This window comes from Actinokineospora baliensis, assembly GCF_016907695.1.
GTDB lineage: Bacteria > Actinomycetota > Actinomycetes > Mycobacteriales > Pseudonocardiaceae > Actinokineospora > Actinokineospora baliensis.
The window spans coordinates 2,571,568-2,595,974 of sequence record NZ_JAFBCK010000001.1 but is presented as its reverse complement, the minus strand read 5'-3'; the positions used below and the strand labels follow the sequence as shown (position 1 = coordinate 2,595,974).

Here is a 24,407-nt window from a genome sequence, read left to right as displayed (position 1 = left end):
GCCCAGGAAGATCGGCGACTACCGCGCGATGACCGACGTGCGGCCCAGGTCGTGCACCTCGGTCGCCGCCATGATCACCACGTAGGGGTTGCGGCTGAACCGACCCGTACGGGCTTCCCTGCGGAAGGTGCTGGAAAGGAACCAGAGTCCGATAGCACCCGCCCCGGCGCCCAGCGCCCACGCGGGCGCCAGTCCCAGAGCCGATAGGACCACGATCAGGACCAAGCCCGTCCACGCGGGGATGACCAACGCCATCGGCCACCGCGGTTGGTGCGCCGCCGCGGCCGCGGTCGCAGCGGGGAACTCCCGCCAGTCTTGCCGGGTGAAGCGGAGGCCATTCGCCGCGGCGGCGAGCAACAGCAGACGGGTCCGGGACGGGATGCGGATCCAGAGAGACAGATCCGAGAGCAAAGCGATCTCGCGGACCACGATTTCGTCGATCAACGAGATCGTAGTCCGGTCAGGCGCGGCCTCCGAATGCCAGTAGGACCGCAACGCGGGGCTCCACGCGGACAACTCGGGAGACCCGTCCACATCGATGGCGCGGCGGACCAGCCCCAGCACGAAGGAGGGAGGAATGTGCCGGTCGGAAACGGTGATCAGCGGGATCGCCAGGCGGGGATCGACCGCCTCGTCGTCCGTATCCAGAAGGCCCTTGCCCTCGCACAGGTGAGCCACGCGAGCGGCGACCACACCCGAGGTTGGCGGCGAGTGGTCCTGAAAGGGTGCCCACACCCATGCCATGTCCGAGGTATCCGAGCTCGGGGGTATCTCGGCGTCAGCTAGGGCAGCCTCGATCTCCGGGACGCTCAGTAGCCGCATGAAGTGCCACGCCACGCGATAGGCCTGCGGCCGCCAGAGCATCGGAACCAGCATGAGCGCTGCGGCCGGGGTGCCGATCTCGGCGAGCAGATCAACCTCCGACTCCGCGCCCAGCATCGGGACCGCGAGGTCGCCCATGAACACCAACGCCGCCCTCGCGTCAGCATCCGGGAGCCGGTTGACCAGGATCTTCGCCGCGCGCGGGAGCTTGGTCGCCGCCAAAGCGCGGCACGCCGAGGGCCCAGACTGCCCCTCCAAGAAGCTGAACACCCGCCTGCCCCGGTCATTGGGCACGGCCGCCACCAGCCCGAACGCCGCCATGGTCGCCGCGTCCAGGTCGGGGCTGGCCTCGAACAGCGCGGTGAAGTGCGCGATCACCTTCGCGGCGACCTCGTCGTTGACCACCTGGGCGTCCGCGAGGCACTCGAAGGCCAGCACGGGGTCGTCCTCGAAGACCTGGGCGACAAGCGGACCGGCGTCCGCGCTGACCGCCCCGCACCACAGCTTCACCACCTCCCGCCAGTCCGCCGGGTCGGCGCGAAACGCCGCCAACAACGCCGCGGGGTCCTGTTCGTGGGCCACCGCCGCCAGGTACTCCTGCAGGCTGAGGTGGGCGAACATGTACGCGCTGCCGCCGTCGAGGCGCAGGAGGAGGCCGCTGCGGTCGACGATCTCCTCGAGGACCTGGTTCGCGTCGGAGTCCTTGAGGCCCAGGGACGGGCCGACCCGGGTGATCTCGGCGAGCACGTCCTCGTAGCGCAGGGTCCGCCGGTCGACGGCGTTGACAGGGACGGCCTGCGCGGCCAGCGCCAGGTGCTTGAGCAGCGCCTTCTTCTGCGGCCCCTTGAACTGATTGCGGGTGTCCTTGAGCCTGCGCAGCAGGATGTCGGTGACCTCGCCGTAGAACTCGGCGCGGGAGTGCGGCAGGACGATGCGGGACTCGTCCTTGCCGCCGTAGAGGTAGGCGATCATAGTGAGCAGCAACGGGTTCTGCGCCAGCTGCATGATCCTGGGCGCGTCGCGCAGCGCCGCCATGAGCCGCTCGGCGTCGAGGGCGTCGGGGATCCCGGGCCACTGGGTGAGGAACCGGCGGATGGCGCGGTCGTCGAAGTCGGCGATGTGGAAGCGGGCGGTGATCTCGGGGGCGAGGTCCTGGTCGTAGATCGCGGTCCGGCAGGTCACCACGACCTGGCACTCGGGGTAGCGGGCGGCGAAGGCCCGCAGGTGTCCGGCGACGCGGGCGCGTTCGGCCGAGGCCACCTCGTCGAGGCCGTCGAAGAGCACGCTGAGGCCGCCGTCGCGCAGTGCGCGGGCGACGAACCGCTCGGGCCTGGCGAATCCGTCCTCGGCGAACTGGGCGATGATCTGCTGCTCCGCGGTCTCGGCGAACCGGTGCAGCTCCAGCAGGACCGGGACCTTCTGCCCGCGCCGCCACGTCGGGTCGCGCGCCCAGGTGAGCATCGAGTGGCGCAGCAGCATGGTCTTCCCGGCACCGGGACGTCCCAGCACCACGGCGCGGCGGGCCGACTTGAGCCGCTCGTAGGCATCGGCCCCGGCGTCGGTCTGCTCCGAGGTGCGCAGCGGGACGTACACCTTGGCCGCGTCGAGCCCTTCGTCCGGCATGAACAGCACCGGCAGGCTCGCGTACCGGTCCGCGACCCGCGCCCGGTACTCGCGAAGGGCCTTGGCCCGCACCAGCCTGGTCCCGGCCAGCCGGGTGGCAAGCCAGCCAAGGAGCCTGGCGACGAGCTCCGGCACCCACTTCTTGGCCGTCTCCCACACCAGCAGCAGCGCGACGGCCGCGACCACCCAACCCCAGGGTGACGAGGTCAGGCGGGTCAGGTTGTCGATGCTCATCACCGCTGTGATCGCGATCAACGGCCCGGGCGCTACCCCCGGACAGGGCGAAGCGGGGTGGGACCTGGGTCCCACCCCGCTTCTAAGGCACTACCTGCTCAGTTGTCCTGCCCGGTCAGCTGGTCTGCAGTGCCACGTCGTCGATGAGGAAGCTGGTCTGCAGCGACGCGTCCTCGACTCCGTTGAACTTGATGGTGATCGACTGGCCCGCGAACTGGCCGACGTTGACGGTGCGCTGGATGTAGCCGCCACCGGCGTTGGTGTTCGAGTAGCTGGCGATCGTGGTGCTGTTGGCCGTCACCGTGAGCCGGTCGTACACGACGTTCTCGGTCTCGTTGGTGGTGATCTTCAGCCAGTAGGTCAGCGTGGAGTTGGTGCAGCCCGCCGGGATGGTGACGGTCTGCGCCGCGCTGTCGGTCCGGGTGGAGCCCCAGCCGTTGAGCCAGGCCTTCCACGAACCGGTGCGCGCCGCTTCCTGCGCCGAGCTGTCGCGGACACCCGAGGTCAGGGTCCACGGGGTGGCACCGGACTCGAAGCCGCCGTTGACGATGACGTTGGACCCGGTGCAGTTGCCCGGGTTGCCGCCGCCGACGGTGAGGTTGAACGTCGCCGAGCGGGTCGCCGAGCCGACACCGGAGATGGTGATCGGGTAGGTGCCGTTGGCCACCGAGGAACCGACGTTGATGGTCGCGGTGGACGAGGAACCGGTCTGGACCGAGCTCGGGTTGAAGGACACGGTGACGCCCGAGGGAGCGCCGGTGGCCGACAGGGTGACGTTCTGCGCCGAGCCAGAGGTGGTCTGGGTCGACACGGTGGTGGTGGTCGAACCACCCGGCTGCACGGAGGCCGAGGTCGGGCTCAACGACACGGAGAAGTCGTTGGTCGGCGTCGGCGTGGTGCTGACGGCCTGCTTCCAGATCGCGTAGGCGACACCATCGGCGGACCGGTTGAGGTGCGTCGCGCTGATGTTGTTCACGGTGTCGCAGGAGGCGTGGTAGCAGGGGTCGTAGGCCGAGTTGGCCGTGCCGCCCCACTTCTGGGCCTGGGCCGAGGTCTTGCGGGCCGAAGCGCCGGAAGCGTAGCCGGAGGACGGGATGCCCGCGTTCTGGAACGAGTAGTCATCGGAGCGGCCAGCGCCCTCGGTGTTCTCCTCGGGAGCCAGGTTCAGCGAGGTCCAGTACTCCTTGAGCGGGGAGGCGACCGCGGTGTTGATGTTGTTGATGAAGTAGCCGCCGTTGGTGGAGGCCACCATGTCGAAGTTGTAGTAACCCTTGATCTGCGACCGCTGGGCCGAGGTCAGCTGGTTGACGTAGAACTTCGAGCCGTTGAGGCCCTGCTCCTCGTCGGTCCACCACCCGAAGCGCACGTGCTTGGCCATGGTCGGGTTCTTGGCGGCGAGCTGGAGCGCGACCTCGAGCAGGGTCGCGGAGCCGGAGGCGTTGTCGTTGATGCCGGGGCCCGCGGCCACACCGTCGAGGTGGGCGCCGAACATGTAGGTCTGGGCGGTGTCGCCACCGGGCCAGTCCGCGATCAGGTTGTTCGAGCGGTACACGCAGCCGGAGGTGCAGGTCTGCTCGACCACGGTGTAGCCCGCGGCCTGCAGCTTGCCCTTGATGTAGGCGACGGAGGCGGTGTAACCCGCGCTACCGGCCCGGCGGTTGCCGCCGTTCTGCGAGGCGATGGTGCCGAACTGCGAGATGTGCGCCTGAACCGCGGCCACGTCGATGTCCGGCGCGGTCGGGTTCGGGTTCGGGTCGCCGCCACCGGTCACGGTCAGCGAGTAGGTCGCGGTGTGGCTGGTGCCACCGGCCGCGGTCACGGTGATCGTGTAGGTGCCGTTGGCCACCGAGGAACCGACGTTGACGGTCGCGGTGGAGGAGGCGCCGGTCTGCACCGAGGTCGGGTTGAAGGACACGGTCACGCCCGAGGGCTGGCCCGAGGCCGACAGGGACACGTTCTGCGCCGAACCCGAGGTGGTCTGGGTCGCGACGGTGAAGGTGCCGGAGTTGCCCTTGACGATGGAGCCCGAGGACGGGTTCAGCGACAGGGAGAACTCGTTGCCGCCCGACGGGGTGCAGGTCGGCTCACCGGTCTGCGCGGGCAGGGTGATGGCGTCCCACGCGGCCTTGGTCTTGTTGTACAGACCGCAGGTGGCGTCCAGGTTCTTCGCCGAGGTCAGGGTGGCGACGCGGTACTTGCGGTGGGTCATGCCCGAGGTCTTGAGCAGCATGCCGCCGTAGAAGATCTTGCCTGCGTTCTGGATGCCGACGCCGGTCAGCGTGGTGTTGTTGCAGGTCGGGCTGTTCGGCTTGCCGCCGCCCGGGTTGGTGCCCTCAGCCAGCAGGTAGAACCAGTGGTTGAGCGGACCAGCGGCCTTGTGCACCTCGGTGTTGGGGATCGAGGAGCTGTAGCAGTTCGGGTCGTTGTTGACCAGCGACGGCTGGTACATGTTGCGGATCGGGCCGTTGCCGACGAGGTTGATCGTCTCGCCGACCAGGTAGTCCGCGGGGTCCTTCGGGTTGTTGGCGTAGGCCTCGGTCAGTGCGCCGAAGATGTCACCGGTCGCCTCACCGAGCCCGGCCTCCTGGGAGGTGCCGCCGGGGGTGTTCTGGTCCATGCCGTGGCCGTACTCGTGGCCGACGACGTCCATACCGGCGATCCACTTGTTCGAGCCGTTGCGGCCGATGGTGACGGTGGAGCCGTCCCAGTAGGCGTTCTGCTCGTTCAGGCCGACCTTCGCGGGCCAGCTGCGGCCGGAGCCGTTGTGGCCGTTGCGGCCCAGCCAGTCGCGGAGCATGTTCCACTCCTGCTGGGCGCCGTAGAGCAGGTCGCCGCAGCCGGTCTCCTTGGAGGTGGCGTTGCCGGTGCCCCAGGAGTCCGAGGACTTCGAGAAGACGGTGTTGTTGCTGTAGTCCGCGCACTGCAGGCCCGGGCGGTTCGGGTCCACCATGCGGTAGGTGCCACCGGAGTTGGTGGTGTCGATGTTGACGTTGCCGTTCCACTCGCTGTTGAGCGTGCCGTGGGCGGCGTCCTCGACCTTGTCCAGCACCGCGCCGGAGTTGGCGTCGACCCAGACGGTCAGGTGGCTCGGGCCACCCTCCTTGGTGGTGCCGACGACCAGGTGCTCCCACGCGAGCGCGGGGGCGTCCTTGGTGACCTTGACCACGAGGCGGCTGGACTCGACCTTGGTGGTCTTGCCCTGCAGGCCACGGGAGGTCTGCTCGGCGGCGGCCTTGGTGACCCTGGCGGAGGTGGACGGGACAGCCACCTTCGCCTTGGTCGCGGCCATGACGGCCTGCACGCGGCCCTGGCCGTCGGCCAGGACGGTGGCGTCGCCGCCGACGACCGGCAGGCCGCGGTAGCTGCGCTGGTAGCTGACTGAGTAGAGGTCGTTGAAGAACGGGTTGACCAGGTCGCGGGAGTAGGCCTCGTCCGGCCCCTTCGCCAGGGCGTCGAGACCGCTGTTGGCGGCCCGGTCGGCCGCGGAGATCGCCATCGCCTGGCGGTCCTGGCCTTGGGTCTGCTGGTCCTGACTGGCGAACACCGGGCTGACGGTCACCGCGACCGCCGTCCCGGCGAGCACGGCGAGGGCGACACCAGCCGCCATCGTTCTGCGCTTCATCGGAATGCTCCTTTGTGCAGGGTTGCGCACGGCACGACCGGCTCCCGCCTCGTGGGCAGAACACCGCAGCAGGGGAGGAATAGGACAGCACCGAGCGCGGTGAAGCATCAGATCTGGTCAAGCAACAGTCAAGGCAAGACCAAACACCGGAAATGAACTGTCAACTTCTGGCAAGTTGTTCGCCGCGCGCACAACCCGGGACCCCGCCGGGGTGCGCGCGGCCCCCACCAGCGGTTTCACTGGGTGAGACGGCACGGAGGGCGCTCGGATCCCGCTCACAGCGCCGGGAACCCGGCCCGCCGGAAGGCCGTCGAATAATCCCATTCACAGTATTCGTTCCCAATGTTCCGGATGTCCCGGAGCCAGGTATTTCCCTTACGCCGACCGGCCTAGGCCGAGCGTCGGTGCACGGAGACGGCATAGTCGCCATTAGTAAAGGATTCTTTAGACCAGGTCGAGTACCGGTCGACGGGGGTCAGCCCGGCGGCGGCGCAGTGGTCGTCGTAGTCCTCGACCCCGTAGCCGCGGTCGAGGGAGAAGCCCGCCACGAGCAGACCGCCGGGGGCAACGTGACGGGCCACCCCGGCGACCAACGCGGCCTGGGTGCCGGGCGGGGTGAACAGCGGCACGTTCCCGGCCATCACCACGAGCTCGAACGTCCGACCCAGGTCGAGGCCGACGAGGTCGTGGTGGATCCACGGCACGTGCGGCGCGCGCTCCTCGGCGACAGCGAGCATGGACACGTCCACGTCAACTCCGACGACCTCTATATCCCTTTTGTCCAGTTCGATCGCGACCCGGCCGGTGCCGCACCCCGCGTCCAGCACGGTGGCGGGCTCGTAGGAGCACACGAAGTCGGCCTCACCGTGCACGTCCTGGCCGCTCTCGGCCAGGCGGTCGAACCGGCTCTGGTAGTTCTCGCCATCCCAGGTCACCCCTCCACCGTGGCACAGGGCTAGCGGCGCTGGATGGTGTGCCGGGTGGGCTCGGCGGTCATGGGGTCTTCCGGCCAGCGGTGCTTCGGGTAGCGCCCGCGTAGTTCGGACCGGACCTGCCTATAGGAGCCTGCCCAGAACGAGGCCAGGTCCGCGGTCACCGCCACAGGGCGCCCCGCCGGCGACAAGAGGTGGAGCACCACGGGCACCTGGCCGTCCAGAACCGTCGGGCTGCTGGTCCAGCCGAACACCTCTTGCACCTTCACCGGCAGGGCCGGGGTGTCGCCGGAGTAGTCCAGCCTGATCTTCGAGCCGGACGGGACCTCCATCCGCTCTGGCACGAGCTCTTCTAGGCGACTGGCATCTGGCCAGGGCAGCAGGGCTCGCAGCGCTGAGGTCATGTCCAGCCGTCTTAGGTCAGACCGGTTGGACGCGGACCCGATCCAGTGGTCGGCTGCTGCGACCAAGGCCTCGTCGTCCACCGCGGGCCAAGGCGGGCCCACTACGCGATGCAGCAGGGCCAGACGCTCGCGTAGCGCGGCAGCGGACGGGGAGAAGCGCACTAGTGCGAGTCCGTCCTTGCGGAGCCCGGCTAGGACTGCCTCTCTTAGCGCAACGGCTGGCGGGTTGGTAAGAGGCCGCTCCTTGAGCACGATCGCCCCTAGGCGTCGCACCCACCGCGCCAGGACGTCACCGTCCGCCCACACCACCTCGTCGCCCTCCACCAACAAAGGGGCCGCCGCACGGACCGCCAATGGCTCATCTGCTCTGGCTGCTAGCCGGACCCGGCCGTGCGCCGCGCCCGGCTTGCGCTCGGCGACGGCGACCGCGAGCCATTCAGGGTCGCCTAGACCCCCTGGCGCCTCCACTGCCGTGCCGTTGGCCATCAGGTAGACACCGGGTGCCCGGCGACGCGCTAGGCGCTCAGGGTGGGCTAGAGCCACGACCAAAGCCGGGTCCTGCTCGCGCGTAGGGCCGTCGACAAGCGCTGCGAGCCGTCGAACCTCGCGTAGCCACCGCTGCGGCCTGGTCGCGCGGAGGGCTCTTAGGGTGGCGTCCAGGTCTGCGTCGGTTGCGAGGGTGTCGTCGTCGAGCACCGACACGACCTCCGCGGCAGCAGTGGGGCCTACTTGCGCGGCGCCATCGAGCAGGGCGCGGGCAAGACGGGGATGCAAGCCGAGTTGAGCCATAGCGTGGCCCCGATCGGTGACCGTGCCGCCGTCGAGCGCGCCTAGGGCGGTCAACGTCTCCCTACCGGCGGCGAGCGGACCTGAAGGCGGCGCGTCCCACCAACGCAGCCCCGAACCATCCGGCGTACCCCAGCAGGCGAGCTCCAGCGCCAAACGAGTCAGGTCAGCGGTACGGATCTCCGGCTCGGGGTACCTCGGCAACGTTCCGTGCTCGTGCTCGGGCCAACACCGGTAGACCCATCCGGGTGCCTCTCGCCCAGCCCGACCCGCGCGCTGCTCGGCCACTGCGGCCGACACTCGCACCGTCGTAAGGCCTGACATACCGCGCCTATGGTCAACCCTCGGTACTCGAGACTGCCCAGCGTCCACCACGATCCGCACACCGGGCACGGTAAGGCTCGATTCCGCGACAGCGGTCGACAGCACGATGCGCCGCCTACGGCCTGGTTGGAGAGCAGCGTCTTGATCCGCAGCAGCGAGCCTCCCGTGCAAGGGAACAACGTCCGCGTCTACGCCTCTTAGGGCCTCTGTCACTCGCCTGATTTCGGCGGCGCCTGGCAGGAACACCAAGACGTCACCATCGTGCGCGGATAGAGCCAAGTGGACTGTTCTGGCGACGCAGTGCTCAATCCGCTCATTGCGAAGCGACGGACTATAGGCGACATCAACGGGGTAGGTGCGCGCCGCGACCCGGATCACTGGGGCATCGCCGAGCAGTGAGGAGAGTGAGTCCGAAGCCACAGTGGCGCTCGTGGCCAACAGCCGTAGATCCGGGCGCAAGCCTTCGCGGGCATCTAAGAGCAGAGCCAAGAGCAGGTCAGCGTCGAGGTGGCGTTCGTGGCACTCGTCCAAGAGGACTGTGTCCACACCAGACAGCTCCGGGTCGTTCTGGAGGCGGCGCACCAACAAGCCGGACGTCACGACCTCGATCTTCGTGCTCTTGGACCTCTTGCGGTCGCCGCGCACCGAGTAGCCCACCGTCTGCCCGACCGGCTCGCCCAGCAGCGAGGCCATCCGCGCGGCAGCGGCACGGGCGGCGAGCCTACGCGGCTCAGCGACGACAACCGTGCCGATCTCCGCTAGCGCCAACGGCACCAGCGTCGTCTTGCCGGTACCCGGCGGCGCGACCAACACCGCGGCGCCACGATCGGCCACCGTTCGGGTGATCTCGTCCAGCGCGGGCCGGACCGGGAGGTCGGGGAGCACCCCACCAGCTTCTCAGGTTGTGCTCAGCGTGCCCGAGTAGCCTCGGAGACCGTGACGAAAGGGACGGTGCTCGACGTCGTCGGCACGCTGTCGCGGCTGGGGTTGGCCGGGGTGTGGCTGGTGTCCGGCTGGATCAAGGTGAGCGACCCCAACCAGACCTACATCGCCGTGCGCGCCTACGACGTGCTGCCCGACGGGCTGGTCAGCGTGACCGCGGCGGCGATGCCGTTCCTGGAACTCGCGCTCGGCGTGCTGCTGCTGATCGGCCTGGGCACCCGGCTGACCGCGCTGCTGTCGGTCCTGGTGCTGCTGGCGTTCATCGCCGCGGTCGCCCAGTCCTGGGCCAGGGGGCTCAGCATCGACTGCGGCTGCTTCGGCGGCGGCGGGCCGGTCGCCGAGGGCGACACGCGGTACCCGGAAGAGATCGCCAGGGACATCGGGTTCCTGGTCATGGCGGTGTGGCTGGCCGTGCGGCCCCGCACCCGGCTGGCACTCGACGGCCGCTTCACGCGGACCGCCGAGGCGGCTTAGGAGAGAGGTACAGGTGGGCGGAGCGGAACGCAGCGCGCGCAAGCGGCGGCAGAACCAGACCACAAGCGGCCCGGTCGCGAAGAGCGGCTCGGCGGCTAAGAGCGGCTCGGCCGCTAAGAGCCCGGTTGCGGCTGCCCGCAAGACCGGGGGCAACCGCAACCCGATGATCGTCGGCGCTCTAGTCGTCGTCATCATCGCGGCAGCGGTCATCGGCGGCGTGAGCTACACGAACAGCAAGAAGAGCGCGACCGAAGGCGCCACCATCGCAGTGAAGTCCGTAGACCTCTCGCTCCCAGTCACCCGCGACGGCGCCGTTGTCGTAGTGGGCAAGGACAGCGCTAAGGCCACCATCGACGTCTATGAAGACTTCCTCTGCCCGGCCTGCCGCTCGTTCGAGGAGTCGTACGCCACCCAGATCGAGAACAAGCTCAACGACGGCACCCTCAAAGTCCGCTACCACATGCTGAACATGCTCAACGACCGCTCCGACCCAGCCGGTTACTCCACAGACTCGGCCAACGCCGCCCTGCTCGCCGCCGACGAGGGCAAGTTCCTCGCCTTCCACAAGAGCCTGTTCGGCAGCCAACCGGAGGAAGGCGCCCGCGGCTGGACCAAGGACCAGCTGATCGAGCTGGGCAAGTCCCTCGGCATCACCTCGCAAACGTTTGCGGACGGGGTTCGGGCTGGTAGGTACGACAAGGAGGTCAGTGACGCGTTCCAGCAGGTGCGCGGTACGGACTACCTGCAGCAGGAGTACAACGGGCAAAAGGCGTTCGGCACCCCGACCCTGGCGTCCAACAACAAGATCATCGACACCAGCGACCCGAATTGGCTCACTGCGCTGACCGGGTAGTGCGCTTGGTCGGGGCGCTTGGTCGGGTGCGTGATCTCTGGTGGGCGCAGTTTCGGGTGCGGGGTGCTCGATGCGGTGAACTTGTTTCGCGCGGGACCCCTGCGCCACCCGTTGCAGGACCGCAAAGCTGGGGCCGAAAAGCATGGCCCTGTCCGCGCAGAACGCTACGGGTGCCGCTCCCCCACGCGAAACAAGTTCACCGCATCGAGCCGTTGGCAGCTTCGGGTTCTGCGGGCGGTGGCTGGGTGGGTGGGGATCTCGGCCACCCACCCACCGCCCCGGCCTGCGCGGTGGGCCAGCCGGGGTGTGCTGTCGGGGGTCGCAGTCGCGGCCCGCGTTGTCTGCGGCTGGAACCGCCCGTCTGCGCGGCCTCGCTGGGTGGCGCAGTCGGGCTAGTCCCAGGTCAGGCTGGGTAGGGGGAACTCGCCGTCTGTCCAGCGCACTAGGCGTTTGGCTTTGCCGGTGTCGGTGCGGGGGAGGCTGCCGGGGGTGAAGACCCGCACGTCACAGCCGACGCCGAGGCGTTCTCGGAGGGCGGCGCCGAGGGTGGTGGCCAGTGGGGCCGGGTCGACGTCGGCTTTGGGTTCTACGGCGACCCGGAGTTCGGCGCGGGCCGCGACGCGGCGGTCTTCGACGACCAGGTAGTGCGGGCTGACCCGGGGGTCGGCGAGGACCACGGCCTCCACCTCGGTCGGGAAGACGTTCACCCCGCGGATCACCAGCATGTCGTCGGTGCGGCCGAGCAGCTTCGACATCCGCCGCCAGCCGGTGTCCGTCTCCGGCGCGAGCGTCGCCACGTCCCCCGTGCGGTAGCGCAGCAGCGGCATCCCGGTCTTGGTCAACGTCGTGAACACCAACTCCCCCGGCGTCCCGTCCGGCACCGGGTCCCCCTCCGCGTCGACGCACTCCGGGTAGAAGTGGTCCTCCGCGATGTTGAGCAGCCCCTCGGAATCGAGCGACTCGCAGGCCACCCCCGGCCCGATGATCTCGGACAACCCGTAGATGTCCAGCGCGCGGATGCCCAGCAGCCCCTCGATCTGCCCCCGCATCTCGTCGGTCCACGGCTCGGCCCCGTGCAACCCGACCCGCAGGCTGTTCGGCGCCCCCCGCATCGCCTCCCCCAGGTGGATGGCGTACGACGGCGTGCAGGTCAGCACATCGGGCCGCAGGTCCTGGATCAACCGCACCTGCCGCTCCGTCATCCCCCCGGACATCGGCACGACCGTGGCGCCCAACCGCACCGCACCGTGGTGGATCCCCAGCCCGCCCGTGAACAACCCGTACCCGTAGGCGTTGTGCACCACGCTCCGCTGGGTCGCCCCGGCCCCCACCAACGCCCGCGCCACCACCTCGCCCCACACGTCCAAGTCGTGCGCCGTGTACGGCACCAACGTCGGCCGCCCCCCAGTCCCCGACGACCCGTGCACACACACAACGTCATCAGCGTCCACCGCCCGCAACCCGTACGGGTAGTGATCCCACAGATCCCGCTTACCGATCGTCGGCAACCGCCGCAAAGACCCCAGGTCCACCTCAGCCCCCGAGGTCACCCCGCAGTCCCGCAGCCGCCGCCCCTGCACACCCCCCGCCGCGAGCAGCCGGTCCACCACCCCGCGCAACCGCCCGACCTGCAGCTCCCGCCGAGCCCCGACCTCAACCACCTCACCAACACCCATCCCCACGGTCTAACACCCCCACCCCACCCGCCGGAAGCCCCAACCCACCCCCCGATTTCACCCCCCACCACCCCGTGATGTAGCGTATGCGAAGCACGCCACGGGAAACCTAGCGTGATTGGTACGGGGCTGTAGCGCAGTTGGTAGCGCATCACACTGGCAGTGTGAGGGTCAGGGGTTCGAATCCCCTCAGCTCCACAGACTCAGGCGACCTGTGTCCACGGAAAGCGTGGACTGGGTCGTCTGTTTTTTGTTGTGGGGGTCGAACCCCCACACCCCCACGGTGCGATCACTCGCGGCTCAGCGTCGTCTGCTCAGGCCTATCGGCTTGTCGCGTCGGGTATGTGGCTCGTGGGGGTTGGCTACTGGGATTGGGTTGTGTGGGGGGCTCATGCTGGGGGGAGCATGAGCCGGGGGCGAGGGGGGTTAGGCGCGGATGGTTTGGGTTTGGGTTAGGGAGCAGGAGCGGGGGAGGGTGGTCAGGCGCTTGCCCGGCCAGGTGAGGACGGCCAGGGCTGAGGTTTTGAACTCGGGGCGGGTGCCGGTCAGGGTCTCCACGACGTCTTCGAGGTCGGGGTTGTGGCCGATGAGCAGGACCGTCTTGGCCGTGTCGGGGACGGCGCGCAGGACGGCCAGGATCGAGTCGGCGCCCTCGCCGTAGAGCTGTTCGTCGAAAGTGGTGGGTGGGACGTCCGCTAACTGCGCCGACGCCAACTCCCAGGTCTGCCTGGTGCGGGTGGCAGGCGAGACCAGGGCGAGGTCTATGGCGTCGACGTGGTCGGCCAGCCACCTGCCGACCGCGGGGGCGTCACGCCTACCGCGGTCGTTGAGCGGACGACGGTAGTCGGGCACACCCTCCGGCCAGGCCGACTTCGCGTGCCGCAGGACCACCAACCGGCGCATGGGCTCCTCCTCAACAGTGGAACCCCCATCGAACCAGCTTTACTTTCGTCGGTGTCGACAACGCACCCCTCGCTTGTAGCGTCGCCCGGGTGGAACAGACGCGGACCATCGCCGTGGACGTCGCGATCGGGGTCAGCCTGTGCGCGTTGTTCGGCGTGGAAGTCCTGTTGAACCTGCCGATCAGCGAGCTCCACTGGGCCGTGGCGGCCCTGTTCGCCCTGCTAGCAGCCGCCTCGGCGCTCTCAAGGCGACTCCCGCTCGTGTCGTTCCTGCTCGCCTGCGCGGGCCTGGCCTACCTGATCCTGGCGGGCGTCGGCAGCTTGAGCTTCCCGATCGCCGCGGCGCTGATGAGCTACCTACTGGGCCGCCGCAGCGCCGGGGTTCGACCGTCGGTGTACGCGTTCACCGCCCTGGCCGCTGCCGGGCTGGGGTACACCATCCTGATGGGAGTCGTCCGCGGCAGGCTCGACGCCCAGCTGATGCAGTGGTTGTGGATGGTCTTCGGCTTGGTCGTGATGGCCGTGTTCCCGTGGTTCGCGGGCCGCTTCGTGCGACAGCGCGCGGAGCTGCAGCGGGCCGGTTGGCAGCGCGCGGAGCAGTTGGAGCGCGAGCAGCGGATCATCGCCGAACGCGAGCGGCTGCGGGAGCGTGCGCGCATCGCTCAGGACATGCACGACTCGCTAGGGCACGAACTGGCCCTTATCGTGCTGCGCGCAGGCGGGCTGGAGGTCGACCGCAGCCTTGGTGAACGCCACCGCCAGGCCGCGGGTGAGCTGCGGATGACCGCCGGGCAGGCATCGGAGACGCTGCGGACCATCATCGGCCTACTCGGCGAGCCCGGCACACTGGCGCCTCTTCGCCCTACCTCCGACTCCGTGGCGGACATGGTCGAACGAGCAAAGACGTCAGGTATGTCCGTCGACCTGGACAGTCCGCCGGATGCCAATGGCGCAGTTGGGTTGGCAGTGCGGCGAGTGGTGCAAGAGGGTCTGACCAACGCTGCCAAGTACGCCCCTGGAGCCCAGGTGACGGTACGGGTCGAGCGCGAGGGGAACGTGACGTCGGTCTCGGTGGTCAATGGGCCTGCGAGCCGCCCTGCCGAAGGAGAGGCTGGCACGCAGCGCGGTCTCATCGCACTACGTGAGCGCGCCTTGCTCATGGGTGGCACGTTCACCGCAGGACCGGAGGAGGGTGGCTACGCAGTGCGTGTCCAACTGCCCCATGACGCCACTCTCGCCCTAGAGCCTATAGAGACCACCGAAAGCGTTCGCGAGCATGTCAGGCGCAGTGCCCGCCGCGGGCTGATCGTGGCGATAAGCGTACCTGCGGCGATTGCTTTCGGGCTCGCTGTGCTGATGTTCGGCTACTACGCCTACTCCGTGACGCACTCAGTGCTAGCGCGCGCCGACTACGACCGACTCTGGATCGGGCAGCCCGCGGACGAAGTAGAGGCAGCGCTACCGGAGATGCAGATGCTGGACGCCCCAAGCCTGCCCAACCCGCCTAACGCCGGTTGCAAGTACTACCTCGCGGAGCCGACCATGTTCGACTTCCACTCAACGGTGCTGCGGGTGTGTTTCGACGCAGACAGGTTGGTAGCCAAGGACGTCGTTCGGGAGCGGCACAGGTGATCCGGGTCCTTCTGGCTGACGACGAGGCCACTGTGCGCGCCGGAGTACGCGCGATCCTGGCCGCCGATGACCACATAGACGTGGTCGCCGAGGCTGCGGACGGACGTGAGGCGGTGGCTCTAACGCGCGCGCACAGACCAGATGTCGCACTACTCGACATAAGGATGCCGGTCATGGACGGCCTGGCTGCGGCTGCCGAGATACGTAGAGGTACGCCTGACACAGCCGTAGTCATCCTCACCACCTTCTCCGAAGACGCCTACATCGCCCGCGCGCTGGGAGACGGTGCCAGCGGGTTCTTACTCAAGTCCGGCGACCCGCGCGAACTGATCGCAGGCATCCACGCTGTCGCCGACGGGGCGGCCTACCTGTCGCCGAAGGTGGCCTTACGGGTGATCGCCGAGTTGTCCACCGGGATGGGCGCGCGCGTAGTGGCACGGGAACGCATAGAGGCACTGACCGCGCGAGAACGACAGGTACTCGCTCTAGTGGGCGCCGGACTCGCCAACGCGGAGATCGCGAAGCGCCTGCACCTGGTGGAGGGCACCGTGAAGGCATACGTCAGCGCAACCCTGACCCGCCTCGACGTCCGCAACCGGGTACAGGCGGCAATCATCGCGTACGAGGCCGGTCTCGTCGACCAACCACCCGCTTGACGACAAACCACGTGACAGCAAGGACCACGACGCCCAGAACAACCTTCTCAAAGAAGGATGTGTAGCCCTCTATCAAATGCCAACTCTGCCCGAGCAGGTAGCCCGCGAAGATGAACCCGCTGTTCCACAACAGGCTGCCAGCGGCGGTAAGGAGGACGAACTTGGCCAATGGCATGCGGTTGAGGCCCGCAGGGATGGAGATCAGGCTCCTGAAGACCGGGAACATCCTCCCCAAGAACACCGCCCTACCGCCGTGCTTGTCGAACCAACGCTCAGTTCGATCCACATCAGACACATCCAAGAGCGGGATGCGCTCGACTAGCGCCCGCAGCCGCTCTCGGCCCAACTTGGCCCCCAGCCAGTAGAGGACAAGAGCGCCCACCACCGACCCCAACGTGGTGAACAAGATCGCACTGAACAGCGAGATCCCGCCCCGACTCGCAGCGAACCCAGCCAACGGCAGGAACACCTCACTCGGCAGCGGCGGGAAGAGGTTCTCCGCAGCCACAAGCAGCCCAGCCCCCGGCCCACCCAGGGTGTCCATGACATCCAAGGCCCACCCGGTCAGACCCCCTTCAGGCCCACCACTCACCCGCACCACCTCCTCTCCCACCTCCACGGTGACGTACCCGTTTTGTCCAGATCTGGAACCCCCAACTCGATCACAGCTCCCGTCCCTCGACTACCCAGAACGCTACGGCGAGGCGCGGTCGGCGCGCAGTGACCGATCGACAACCCAGACCCGGACTTAAGTCATGGTGGACACAAATTCCAATCTTGCTGTGCAAGCTGCACCGTGCACAGCATTGAGGGTTCGACAAGTTTGCAAGTTCTCAAGAAGCCGGAACGGCCGAATTCCGCGAGATTCCATCAGCGTCAAACTTCTCACTCTTGAGCGAGATCTTGCCTAGTATGCAAGGCATGTACCCTCACGGCGAGATGCCATCAGATGATGGCTTGCTTGGCACCAAGAATGTGGCACTGTGGCAAGTTCTGGGCGGAGTCAGTGGCGTCATATCTCTTGCGGGATCGGTCATTGGATACCTGATAGACAAGACTCCAATACTATTTGCGGCAGGACCAGTCGGGCTTGTTTGTGCTGTGGTCTCTGGAATATTCCTCTGGCGCGCCAAGAGATCGGGGCGGCCGTACACTGGCAGACACTTCGCCACCCTCGTCATGATCTGGATGGTCGGCGTGGCGTCGGCCGGGCTCACGGCAGCCTCGTTCATCGACAACGAGCAGTCCGCCGGTCCTGCGACACCAGGAAGTTCTACCAGCACCACCACGGGAACTCCAGAGACGACTACGTCCAGCGCACAACCCACAACTACAACCACCACTACCCACTCAGGCCCGGATCCAGCACTGTACTGGCCCGAAGTGATCATCACGATCGGCACGAATGACGGATACGACCTGGATTCGATCTCATCGGAGGAAGGCCGTACCGCACCCGTCGGCTCCAAAGCCGATATCCGACTGGTCGGCGAACTCACCTCAGCGCAAAAGATCACCGCAGGCAAGCCCGCTTCCAGCTACGCCGATTGCGTCAACTCGCCACAACGCCGGGGCCTTCCTCCGGCCGAACTCAAGGCTGGATCCGCGTTCTGCGTGGAAACAACTGAAGGGCGCTGGGCACGGCTGGCCATCGCAGACGTGCGGGTCGAGGCCACCAAGACCGAGGTAGACCTGAACGTCACGGTGTGGGACAAGCCCGCTTGAGCGCCCCCACCCCGCTCCCCCTGCCACCCACCCCCAACCGCCCCACCACAGACCGTCCCGCCCCCGTCACCACCGCACCGTGGGGGTGTGGGGGTTCGACCCCCACAACAAACAACAGGCGACCTGGTCCACGCTTTCCGTGGACACAGGTCGCCTGAGGCTGTGGAGGTGCCGGGAATCGAACCCGGGTCCTCTGTCGTTTCACCAGGACTTCTCCGTGCGCAGTTCGCTGTGCCTCTACTCGGCCCCACCGGTCACGCGAACAAGCCGGTGTGACGGGCCCAGTCACTGTGGTTTTCCCGCTTCGTCCCCGTGACCGGGACTGGCGGTGAGCCTCCTAGCTGATGCCGGCTACCGGGGCGGAGGCACCCCCGGGCCGACAGACTCGCACTCGCTTAGGCAGCGAGGGCGAAGTCAGCGCGACTGTTAGTCTTGGCGCTTATTGGTTTGCGAGCGACGCTTGAGGTGGTCATCTCGCCTGCACCTGCACGCTTCCCCTGACTCGACGTCCAGAGTCGAAACCGTTCACCCCCGTGTGTGGTGGGACTACTTCCGGATCAGTCTAACGCCCGGGTCCAGTCGTTTCATCCCAGGAGTGCCGGGAGGCCCGGGCAGGGCCGGAGGGTAGGGGCAGCCCTACCCCGGGATCGGTAGCGTCCCCCATGGATGCGGGCCGACGTGACCTCGATGCTGGTGGTCAACGGCTTGAGGAGGCGTGAGGCAATGACCACCATCGTGAGCGACGGGACCCGACCGGACCCGTCGGTGCTCGGGTCACTCGGCTACCTGGCGATGAACCTGCCAGTGGGGATCGCGGGGTTCGTGGCGGTGGTGACGCTGTTCAGCGTGGGGATCGGGACCGCGGTGGTGTGGGTGGGGCTGCCCGTGCTGGCGCTGGCGGTCGTGGGGGCCCGGGTGGCGGCCAGGGTGGAGCGGGCGCGGGTGTACGCGATGCTCGACACCTACATCGCGTCGCCGTATGTGCCGTTGCCGGAGCGGGGGCGGTGGAAGGCGCGGGTGCGGGACGTGGCGACGTGGCGGGATGTGAGCTACTTCGTGCTGCTGTTGCCGATCGGGGTGTTCGAGTTCGTGGTGATGGTGACGACGTGGTCGATGACGGCCGGGTTCCTGCTCCTGCCGCTGTACTACCGGTTCCTGCCGACGGGGAGCTGGCGCCTCGGCGACTGGGACCACCCGATCCTGGTCGTGGACTCCTTCCTCGAGTCGCTGCCGTTCGCCGCGCTCGGCCTGTTGTTGCTGGCGCTGGCGCTGCCGGTCACCAAGGGCCTGGGGCGGGCGCACGCGTACTTCGCGCGGGCGCTGCTGGGGCCCGCGCCGTCGCTGGTCGGGTCGTACCTGGCCGAGCCGCTGCCGAGTGGGGTCTGAGATGGAAACACGCAGGTACCCGCACCCGGCGAAGGCCATCGCCTACCTGATCGGGGCGTTCCCGCTGAGCCTGGTCACCTTCGTGGTCACCGTCACGCTCATCTGCGTCGGCGTCGGCACCGTGGTGATCTGGGTCGGGGTGGCCATCCTGGTCGCGGCGGCCCTGCTGGCCAGGGCTTTCGGCAACGCGCACCGGGCGTGGGCGCGCGGGCTGCTCGGGGCGGACCTGCCGAAGCGACCGGTGCTGGTGTCCGACGGCGAGGGGCTGCTGCGGCAGTGGCAGATGCTGATGACCGACCGGCGGACCTGGCGGGACATCGCATACCTGATGATGGAGTTCCCGCTGTCGGTGCTCGGGTTCGCGCTGGGGATCGTGAGCATCCCGCTGTTCCCGCTGGCCCTGTTCCTCGCGCCGCGCTACGCCTGGCTGCACTCGCAGCTGACCATCTCGATGCTCGGCCCCGACCGCACCCAGGACCTCACCGCCCGCGCCGAACGGCTGCAGGCCTCGCGCGCCCGGGGGGTCGACGCCGCCGAGGCCGAGCGCAGGCGGATCGAGCGCGACCTGCACGACGGCGCCCAGCAGCGGCTGGTGGCGGTCGCGATGGGGCTGGGCCGGGCCAAGGTGAAGCTCGACGCCGACCCGGAGCTGGCGAAGGCGTTGATCGACGAGGCGCACGCGGACGCGAAACTGGCCGTCGCCGAGCTGCGCGACCTCGCCCGCGGCATCTACCCGGCCGTGCTCGGCGACCGCGGCCTCGACGCCGCGCTGTCGTCGCTCGCAGCGAAGTGCCCGGTGCCGGTCGAGGTGACCGTCCAGGTGGAACCGCGCCCGCCCGCCGCGGTGGAGAGCACGGCGTACTTCATCGTGGGCGAATCGCTGACCAACATCGCCAAGCACGCGGGCGCGAGCGCGGTGACGGTGAAGGTGTGGCGGGCCGAGCGGGCCACCGGTGACCAGGTCGTCGTCGAGATCACCGACGACGGCGACGGCGGCGCGGTGCTGCGGCCGGGGGGTGGGCTGGCGGGCTTGGCCGACCGCGCTGCCACGATTGACGGTGTGATGACCGTGGTGAGCCCCATCGGTGGGCCGACAGTGATCAGGGCGGACCTGCCGTGCGCGTGGTGATCGCCGAGGACTCGGTGCTGCTGCGGGTCGGCGTGACCCGCCTGCTCGCCGACGAGGACATCGAGACCGTCGCCGCGGTCGACGACGGCGACGGCCTGCTCCGCGCGGTCAGCGAACACCGCCCCGACCTGGCGATCGTCGACGTGCGGATGCCGCCGACGTTCACCGACGAGGGCCTGCGGGCGGCGCTGCGGGCCCGGGAGGAGGTCCCCGGGCTGCCGGTGCTGGTGCTCTCGCAGTACGTCGAGGAGCGGTACGCGGTGGAACTGCTCGCGGGCGGCGCGGGCGGGGTCGGCTACCTGCTCAAGGAACGCGTGGCCGACGTGGCCGAGTTCGTCGACGCCGTGCACCGCGTCGCGGGCGGCGGGACCTGCATCGACCAGGAGGTGATCGCACAGCTCATGGCCAGAGGACGGCGCAACCCCATCGACCTGCTCACCCCGCGCGAACGGGAGGTACTCGGCCTGATGGCCCAGGGCCTGTCCAACGTCGCCATCGCCCGCTCCCTCACGGTCTCCGACGGCGCGGTCGAGAAGCACGTGGGCAACATCTTCTCCAAGCTCGGCCTCGAACCCAGCTCCGAGGAACACCGCCGCGTCCGCGCGGTCCTCACCTTCCTCGACCGCGGTTGACGCCATAAGATCGGCCACCTGGTGGGTTCGATCTCCTGGGGTGGACGTCGTGCGTTCTCTGGTTCTCTTCGCCGTGCTCTTGTCCGTGCTGACCGGGTGCGGAGGCGTGGGGTCGGACAAGCCATCCGCAGCCGAGTTTCGCGACGCGAAGGCGCTCGGGGACGCCATCCGGACGACGGCTATGCGCGAGACAACGGTGCTCGGGACCTTTTCGTCGCGCATCGGTGAGGACGCGTTGCGCAACACAGTCGCGGTGGCGAGCGTGCGGGCCGAATTGAACCAGCCGGGCCCGCGCGTCGAAGTTGACCTGGAGTACCAGTCGAAGACGTGGACCGTGGTCGCGGTGGGCGCCGACACGTTCCTCAAAGAGGGCGAGTCGAATGTGCGCGGCCCGTGGAAGAGGCTCGACGTGGCCACCGCGACTGAATCCGACTTCGCGCTGGCCGCGTTCGGCACGGGTATCGGCACCCTCGACCCGCGCCACATCGGTACGGCGACCAGCGCGGCGAGCACGCTGGTGGAGACCGAGCCGGACCGGATCGGCTCCACGGCGGTGGTCCGGTACCGGGTCGAGGTCGTCGCCGCGGAGCTGGACTCCGGCTTCGGTCTCAGCGAGACCGGGGTCGGCGGCATCCGGACCGACACGTTCCTCGTCGACCTCTGGGTGGAGCCGGGCGGCCGACTGGTCCGGTTCGAGGCCCGGTTCGGCCCGCACTCCAGCGACTTCGTCTTCTTGGCCGACTACACGGCCTGGAGCTCGGTGCTCTACGTCAACGCCCCCGAAGCAGGCGAGGTCGAGCCCGGCTAGGAGGGCGGATCGCTCGTGGGGCGGGTGCGAGCCCGCCCCACGAGCGTTCTCTCAACTCACCGCTAGCGTGATGTCGTCGAGGACGAACGACGTCTGCAGTGAGGCGTCTTCGGTGGAGACGAACTGGAGGTTGGCCGTCTGGCCCGCCAGCGCGCTCACGTCCACGGTGACCTTCTGGTAGTCACCACCCGCGTCGACGTTGGAGAACGACTTCAGGGTGGTGGTGCCGAAGCGGACCGACATGGTGTCGTACTCCACGGCCTCGGTCTCGTCGGTGTCGATCCACACCCAGAAGGACAGGGTGTAGGACGAGCAGCCGGTCGGGATGGTGATCGACTGGCCGACGTTCTCCGAGTAGGTGGTGCCGCGGCCGCCGAGCCAGGCGGTGGTGGTGCCGCTGTGGGCGGGGACGCCCCAGCTGCCGTGGTTGCCGATGACGCCGGTGGTGGAGGTCCAGCCGGTGCTGCCGCCCTCGAAGTCGGGGTTGGTGACCAGCTGCGGCGCGCTACCGCAGCCGCCGCCCCCGGGGCCGACGTTCCACTCGATGCTGACGTTGCCGGTGCCGTCCGAGGCCGCCGCGAAGACGACCGAGAGGAACTGGCCCTCCTCGGTGGGGGTACCGGTGATCAGCCCGCTGCCGTCGATCGACAGACCGCTGGGCAGACCGCGCGCGGACCACCGGTACGGGGCGGTACCGCCGCTGGCCGAGAGCGCCACGGTGACCTTCTCGCCGACCTTGGGCTTCTGCGCGCCCGGGTCGGTGATGGTGATGGTGACGCCGCCGGTGACGGTCCAGTCGAAGCTGACCGTGCCGGAGCCGCCGGTGGTGCCGGTGGCGGTGACCGTCACCCGGAACTGGCCCGCCTTGGACGGCGTGCCGCGGATGACCTGGGTGTCGGTGCCCGCCGCGTCGACGGCGCTGAGGCCGTCCGGCAGACCCGTCACCGACCACGTGTACGGCCCGGTGCCACCGGTCGCGACCAGCTTCAGGCCGGCCTTGTCGCCGACCTTGCTCGACTGCGGACCCGGGTCGGCGATGGTGATGTCACCACCGGGGGCATCGGTGACGGTCCAGTTGAACTTGGTGCTGCCCGGGTTGCCCGACGCCGGGGTCGCGGTGACGGTGACCCCGTAGATGTCGGCCGTGGTGGGGGTGCCGGTGATGACGCCACCGGTCGAGAGGGACAGCCCGGTCGGGAGACCGACGGCCGACCACCGGTAGGGCGCGGTCGCGCCGGTCGCCTGCAGCGTCAGGTTGACCGGGGTGCCGACGCGGGTGTTCTGGTCACCGGGCGAGATGACCTCCGCGTCCCCGGCGGGCGGAGCCGTGATCGCCCACGAGAAGGAGGCGCTGCCCGGGGTGCCGGACGCCGGGGTGGCGGTGACGGTCACGTTGTAGTTGCCCGCGGTGGTGGGCGTACCGGAGATGACACCACCGGTGGAGATGGACAGGCCGGCAGGCAGCCCGGTGGCGGTCCACGTGTAGGGCGCGGTGCCACCAGTGGCCGACAGGGTCAGGCTCGCCGGGGTGCCGACGGTGCCGGACTGGTTGCCGGGCGGGGTGACCGTGGTGGGCGTGCCCGTGCCCTCACCGGTGAACAGCAGCCGGTTCGGGGAACCGGTGCCCGGGTTGGTCACCTTGCTCGGGGTCGCCTGGTTCATCAGCGCGGTGGCGACCTGGGCGGGGGTGTCACCGGGACGCCCCTGCAGGTACCTGGCGACAGCACCGGCCACGTGCGGGGTGGCCATGGAGGTGCCGCTGATCCGGTTCGTGGAGGTGTCGTTGTCCTTCCACGCCGAGGTGATGTTCTGCCCCGGCGCGAAGATGTCGGTGCAGGTGCCGTAGTTGGAGAACGACGCGCGGGCGTCGGACTCCGCGGTGGCGTTGACGGTGATCGCCTCGGTGACGCGCGCGGGCGAGGAGTTGCACGCGTTGGTGTTGTCGTTGCCGGAAGCCACCGCGTAGGTGATGCCCGCGTTGACGGAGTTGCGGACCGCGGTGTCGACCGTGCTGGCCGCGCCGCCGCCGAGGCTCATGTTCGCCACGGCGGGCTTGACGGCGTTGCGGGTCACCCAGTCGACGCCGCTGACCACACCGGTGTTGGAGCCCGAACCCGCGCAGTTGAGCACCTTCACCGCGACGAGCTTGACGTCCTTGGCCACCCCGTACTCGGTGCCGCCGACGGTGCCCGCGACGTGCGTGCCGTGGCCGTGGCAGTCGGTGTTGTTGGTGTCGACGGTGTTGGTGCCCCACGTGGCCCGGGTACCGAAGGTGCGGTGGGAGATGCGGATACCGGTGTCGATGATGTAGGCGGTGACGCCCGCACCGGTCGAGTCGTAGTTGTAGTTCTGGTTCAGCGGCAGGTTGCGCTGGTCGATGCGGTCAAGGCCCCAGGACGGCGGGTTGGGCTGGGTCCCGGTGGCGCGGACCACGGCGTCCTGCTCGACCGAGGCGACGGCCGGGTCGGCGGCCAACTTGCGCGCCTGCGCGGCGGTCATGCCCGCCGCGAAACCGCGCAGCGCGTACCGCCACGTGGTGCGCACGCTGGCGCCGTAGCGGGTCGCCACGTCGGCGGCCACACGGTCCACAGTGGAGGTCAGGGCCGCGGTGTCCTTGAAGGTGACCAGGTAGCTGCCCGGGATGGCGTCGGCCCGGTCGGCACCGAGCACAACCCCCTCGGCGGCTTCGGCGCTTCCCATGCCCACCACGAGCGCGGTCGCCGTCGCGGCGACCACCCCGGCGGCGAGCGCGCGTCTGCGCAGGCTCGCGCGAACTTCTCTCATCGGATGACTCCAAAAAGCGATGCAGGGATCAGGGACGACGTTCATCGAACGGCTCGGCATG

Annotated in this window: 17 protein-coding genes, 1 tRNA gene and 1 other RNA gene; 10 read left to right on the top strand and 9 right to left on the bottom strand. The window is 68.7% G+C overall.

Annotation, left to right across the window (positions count from 1 at the left end):
• Nucleotides 1-18: 18 nt before the first annotated feature.
• The 4 genes from JOD54_RS12425 to hrpB all read right to left on the bottom strand — a co-directional run bounded on the left by JOD54_RS12425 (nucleotide 19) and on the right by hrpB (nucleotide 9,632).
• On the bottom strand, nucleotides 19-2,679 hold the full coding sequence (locus JOD54_RS12425) for an NACHT domain-containing protein (protein ID WP_204450681.1): 2,661 nt from the start codon (nucleotides 2,677-2,679) through the stop codon (nucleotides 19-21).
• 115 nt (nucleotides 2,680-2,794) lie between these two features.
• Nucleotides 2,795-6,301 carry a M20/M25/M40 family metallo-hydrolase gene (locus JOD54_RS12420; protein ID WP_239573358.1) on the bottom strand — a complete coding sequence of 1,169 codons (3,507 nt, stop codon included), beginning with the start codon at nucleotides 6,299-6,301 and terminating at the stop codon, nucleotides 2,795-2,797.
• Between the two features lie 389 nt (nucleotides 6,302-6,690).
• Entirely contained in the window at nucleotides 6,691-7,236 is a 546-nt protein-coding gene (locus JOD54_RS12415) for a class I SAM-dependent DNA methyltransferase (protein WP_307859970.1), read from the bottom strand.
• A 20-nt stretch (nucleotides 7,237-7,256) separates the two neighbouring features.
• Entirely contained in the window at nucleotides 7,257-9,632 is a 2,376-nt protein-coding gene (gene hrpB, locus JOD54_RS12410) for an ATP-dependent helicase HrpB (protein WP_204450680.1), read from the bottom strand.
• 51 nt (nucleotides 9,633-9,683) lie between these two features.
• On the opposite strand from hrpB, the gene JOD54_RS12405 reads away from it, so the two are divergent.
• Together JOD54_RS12405 and JOD54_RS12400 are read left to right on the top strand one after the other, a co-directional pair.
• Nucleotides 9,684-10,163, top strand: coding sequence for a MauE/DoxX family redox-associated membrane protein (locus JOD54_RS12405; protein ID WP_307859969.1), 480 nt, complete (start codon nucleotides 9,684-9,686; stop codon nucleotides 10,161-10,163).
• 13 nt (nucleotides 10,164-10,176) lie between these two features.
• On the top strand, nucleotides 10,177-11,016 hold the full coding sequence (locus JOD54_RS12400) for a DsbA family protein (RefSeq protein ID WP_204450679.1): 840 nt from the start codon (nucleotides 10,177-10,179) through the stop codon (nucleotides 11,014-11,016).
• Nucleotides 11,017-11,408: 392 nt separating this feature from the next.
• Here JOD54_RS12400 and JOD54_RS12395 read toward each other — a convergent pair whose 3' ends face one another.
• Nucleotides 11,409-12,692: a phenylacetate--CoA ligase family protein gene (locus JOD54_RS12395; RefSeq protein ID WP_204450678.1), complete on the bottom strand. Its 1,284-nt coding sequence runs from the start codon at nucleotides 12,690-12,692 to the stop codon at nucleotides 11,409-11,411.
• Between the two features lie 125 nt (nucleotides 12,693-12,817).
• Between JOD54_RS12395 and JOD54_RS12390 the strand changes: the two genes are divergently transcribed.
• A tRNA-Ala gene (locus JOD54_RS12390) sits at nucleotides 12,818-12,890 on the top strand.
• Nucleotides 12,891-13,118: 228 nt separating this feature from the next.
• On the opposite strand, the gene JOD54_RS12385 is transcribed toward JOD54_RS12390, so the two are convergent.
• Nucleotides 13,119-13,595 (bottom strand): SixA phosphatase family protein, encoded by a 477-nt coding sequence (locus JOD54_RS12385; RefSeq protein ID WP_204450677.1) that lies wholly within the window; start codon nucleotides 13,593-13,595, stop codon nucleotides 13,119-13,121.
• Between the two features lie 89 nt (nucleotides 13,596-13,684).
• Here JOD54_RS12385 and JOD54_RS34100 point away from each other — a divergent pair, with 89 nt between their 5' ends.
• The gene (locus JOD54_RS34100; protein ID WP_204450676.1) at nucleotides 13,685-15,226 is read left to right on the top strand and encodes a sensor histidine kinase; all 1,542 of its coding nucleotides are present in this window, start codon (nucleotides 13,685-13,687) and stop codon (nucleotides 15,224-15,226) included.
• Entirely contained in the window at nucleotides 15,223-15,882 is a 660-nt protein-coding gene (locus tag JOD54_RS12375; RefSeq protein ID WP_204450675.1) for a response regulator transcription factor, read from the top strand. Before JOD54_RS34100 ends, JOD54_RS12375 begins: the two co-directional genes overlap by 4 nt.
• Here the strand turns inward: JOD54_RS12375 and JOD54_RS12370 are convergent.
• Nucleotides 15,839-16,501: a DedA family protein gene (locus tag JOD54_RS12370; protein WP_372440309.1), complete on the bottom strand. Its 663-nt coding sequence runs from the start codon at nucleotides 16,499-16,501 to the stop codon at nucleotides 15,839-15,841. The genes JOD54_RS12375 and JOD54_RS12370 overlap by 44 nt on opposite strands.
• Nucleotides 16,502-17,265: 764 nt before the next feature.
• Here JOD54_RS12370 and JOD54_RS12365 point away from each other — a divergent pair.
• Complete coding sequence (locus JOD54_RS12365) at nucleotides 17,266-17,607, top strand: hypothetical protein (protein WP_204450674.1); 342 nt, start codon at nucleotides 17,266-17,268, stop codon at nucleotides 17,605-17,607.
• Between the two features lie 160 nt (nucleotides 17,608-17,767).
• Here JOD54_RS12365 and ssrA read toward each other — a convergent pair.
• Nucleotides 17,768-18,140: a transfer-messenger RNA gene (gene ssrA / locus JOD54_RS12360) on the bottom strand.
• 190 nt (nucleotides 18,141-18,330) lie between these two features.
• Here ssrA and JOD54_RS12355 point away from each other — a divergent pair.
• From JOD54_RS12355 to JOD54_RS12340, 4 genes are read left to right on the top strand one after another with little or no spacing between them, the layout of a single operon-like run.
• Nucleotides 18,331-18,993, top strand: coding sequence for a sensor domain-containing protein (locus JOD54_RS12355; RefSeq protein WP_204450673.1), 663 nt, complete (start codon nucleotides 18,331-18,333; stop codon nucleotides 18,991-18,993).
• 1 nt (nucleotide 18,994) lies between these two features.
• On the top strand, nucleotides 18,995-20,122 hold the full coding sequence (locus JOD54_RS12350; RefSeq protein WP_204450672.1) for a sensor histidine kinase: 1,128 nt from the start codon (nucleotides 18,995-18,997) through the stop codon (nucleotides 20,120-20,122).
• Nucleotides 20,110-20,754, top strand: a complete 645-nt coding sequence (locus JOD54_RS12345) for a response regulator transcription factor (RefSeq protein ID WP_204450671.1) — start codon at nucleotides 20,110-20,112, stop codon at nucleotides 20,752-20,754. The genes JOD54_RS12350 and JOD54_RS12345 overlap by 13 nt, the downstream gene beginning before the upstream one ends.
• A 49-nt stretch (nucleotides 20,755-20,803) precedes the next feature.
• Nucleotides 20,804-21,562 (top strand): hypothetical protein, encoded by a 759-nt coding sequence (locus JOD54_RS12340; RefSeq protein WP_204450670.1) that lies wholly within the window; start codon nucleotides 20,804-20,806, stop codon nucleotides 21,560-21,562.
• A gap of 51 nt (nucleotides 21,563-21,613) precedes the next feature.
• On the opposite strand, the gene JOD54_RS12335 is transcribed toward JOD54_RS12340, so the two are convergent.
• Nucleotides 21,614-24,346 (bottom strand): putative Ig domain-containing protein, encoded by a 2,733-nt coding sequence (locus JOD54_RS12335; protein ID WP_204450669.1) that lies wholly within the window; start codon nucleotides 24,344-24,346, stop codon nucleotides 21,614-21,616.
• Nucleotides 24,347-24,407: the final 61 nt, after the last annotated feature.